Below are 2,850 nucleotides of genomic sequence, written 5' to 3'. Positions count from 1 at the left end.
CCAGCTTGCAAATGATTGTCCTTTCCTTCATTTCTCTCCTATTACGAAGATTTTAAACAGGTTCTTAGGAGCAGCTGGTTATTTCATTGTTGCAATTGGTGTTATTTGGTTTGATAAAGCTCGAGAGCGTCATTTGAGTAATTCATAGTATAAAATTTCGGGGGCAATTCGCATCAGGTGTCATGCAGGTAGCATGACACTGGGATGATGAGGAAGAAAAAGCAAATTTTGCCTTTTACGGTCAATCTATTATACTTAGTAAGACTTCAATAAACTAATGAATTATACTTTATATCTAATTAAATGCACAAGATATTAATAAGAAATAACTACAAACTTTTGGTCGGAAAAATCGAGATTAATGGCTCAAAAAATGCTGTTTTACCAATAATGGCAGCAAGTCTATTAAGTAGCTCCCCGGTAATTTTGCATAATGTACCTGATTTAATTGATGTGCATCTAATGTCTAAGTTGCTTGAAAGTCTTGGAGCAGAAGTGAACTTTATGCACAATAAAAATTATAAAGCGAACCATACTTTGAAAATTGACTGCAGCAATATCAACAATCACGTGATGCCATATAAAACCGCAAGTAAGCTAAGAACTTCTTTTCTAATATTGGGTCCAATGCTTAGCAGATTTGGCAAAGCGAGAACAGCATTTCCTGGTGGATGCAACATTGGAAAGCGTCCCGTTGATATGCATATTAAAGCATTAGAAGAAATGGGAGCTAAAATTGAAATTGACGGCTATAATATAATTGCAACAGTGAAAGGAAAGCTACAAGGAAAAGAAATCACATTTGAGAAAATAAGTGTTGGCGCAACAGAAAATGTAATAATGGCAGCAACATTTGCAGAAGGAGTGACAACAATAAACAATGCTGCAACTGAGCCGGAAGTTCTTGATTTAATAGATTTTCTGAAGAAAATGGGTGCTGATATTGAAATTGATAATACAAAGGTCATAATAACAGGAGTTGAAGCACTAAATGGATGTGTTCATAAAATAATACCAGATCGCATAGAAGCAGGCACCTATGCACTAGCTGCTATAATAACCGGTGGTAAGTTGGAGTTGGAAGGAATAAATCTATCTGATATAAGGTGTATTATAAATGAGTTGGAGACTATAGGAGCTATGGTTGAACTGTATGATGGAGGCATTGTTATTTCCAGAAAAAATGGCTCTATTAAGTCTGCTAACGTTGCGACAGATCCATACCCCAATTTTCCCAGTGATATGCAACCACAACTGATGTCTGCAATGTGCATCGCTGATGGGATATCAGTAATTGAAGAGAACATTTTTGAAAACAGATTTACACATGCAGATGAATTGAGAAAGTTAGGTGCTAATATCAGCATCGAGAAAAGCAAAGCTACTATAAGTGGAATAAAAAGCTTATCTGGAGCTAATCTATATGCTACTGACTTAAGATCAACAGCAGCTTTGGTGCTTGCTTCTTTGGTAGCCGGTGGAGAAACTATAATAAACAATTCACATCATTTATGGAGAGGATATGAAGCAATGCATGAAAAACTCAATTCATGTGGAGCTGATATCTCCATTTCGTCTTGAGGATATTTTATGAATGAAGCAACCAAACGAACTATAGTAAAAGAAATAGATGCAATCTTATATGAAGAACATAAGGTATTAGACCATGGATTTATTCGAGTAGTGGATTATATGGGCTCTGATAGCGCTATAGTTCAAGCTGCTCGTGTTTCTTATGGTAAGGGAACAAAACAGACAAGTCAGGATGAAGCACTTATAAAGTATTTAATGAGACATCATCATACAACTCCATTTGAAATGTGTGAAATTAAGTTTCACGTGAAACTTCCAATTTTTGTTGCAAGGCAATGGATAAGGCATAGAACTGCAAATGTGAATGAATATTCAGCAAGGTATTCAATACTTGATAATGAATTTTATACACCTAAACCAGAACAAGTTGCAAAACAATCTGACAATAATAAACAAGGTAGCGGGGAAGCTTTTGATCCAGATACCTCAAAGGAAATAATAGATTCTCTAACAAATGACTCTAATTTAGTATATTCTCATTATGAAAAATTTATTGAGCAGGGGCTTGCAAGAGAAATTGCCAGAACTAACCTAATGCTTAATTACTACACGCAATTTTATTGGAAAATAGATCTGCATAATCTCCTTCATTTTTTGAAGCTTAGAGCTGATAAGCATGCCCAATATGAAATCAGAGTTTATGCAGAAGTTATGCTGGATATAACAAAAAAATGGGTTCCACTGGCCTACAATGCCTTTGTTGAATATTGCCTAGAATCAGCCTGTATTTCAAGAACTGGTCTAGAAATAATTCGCAAATTAATTAAAGGGGAAAACGTTACTAGAGAAGAAAGTAATATTGGTAAAAGAGAATGGGGCGAGCTGATGTCTACACTTGATAAACAATCTTAAAGATAAAGGCATACGTGTCAATCTCCTCTGTCAGTTAACTCTCGTTCACCAGATTGAATCTTGCTTTTTACATCACATTAACTCATCACTTTTATAGAACATCCCATTAAAATCATTTAGAGTTCCAAAATCCTGACCCTTGATAAACAGGTGATCATTAGCAACATGTGCTTCATCAAGAGTAAACAGCTCGTAATGATGATTGTGAGCGGGCCTAACAATTTCATTATATAAAACCATTACTTGTTCGTAGTTATATCCATCGCCAGCATGATATTTACCACGTACGGTATCATAAAAATTCTTTACATCATCATATGTCACTTGCAGCTCCACCTTAGAACCTGTTTAAAATCTTCGTAATAGGAGAGAAATGAAGGAAAGGACAATCATTTGCAAGCTGGT

The 2,850-nt window shown here is 35.4% G+C and carries 2 protein-coding genes and 1 pseudogene; 2 read left to right on the top strand and 1 reads right to left on the bottom strand.

The features are described 5' to 3' along the window. Positions 1-303: 303 nt before the first annotated feature. Together murA and thyX are read left to right on the top strand one after the other, a co-directional pair. Entirely contained in the window at positions 304-1,581 is a 1,278-nt protein-coding gene (murA, locus tag OZD63_RS05500) for a UDP-N-acetylglucosamine 1-carboxyvinyltransferase (protein WP_274979784.1), read from the top strand. A gap of 9 nt (positions 1,582-1,590) precedes the next feature. Then, entirely contained in the window at positions 1,591-2,445 is an 855-nt protein-coding gene (thyX, locus tag OZD63_RS05495; protein WP_274979785.1) for an FAD-dependent thymidylate synthase, read from the top strand. A gap of 72 nt (positions 2,446-2,517) precedes the next feature. Here the strand turns inward: thyX and OZD63_RS05490 are convergent. After that, positions 2,518-2,784: pseudogene (locus tag OZD63_RS05490) on the bottom strand (hypothetical protein); the annotation flags it as partial. Positions 2,785-2,850 lie beyond the last annotated feature (66 nt).

Source organism: Wolbachia endosymbiont of Drosophila leontia, from assembly GCF_028981785.1.
GTDB classification, from domain to species: Bacteria; Pseudomonadota; Alphaproteobacteria; order Rickettsiales; family Anaplasmataceae; genus Wolbachia; species Wolbachia pipientis.
This window is presented reverse-complemented; position numbering and strand designations above follow the sequence as displayed.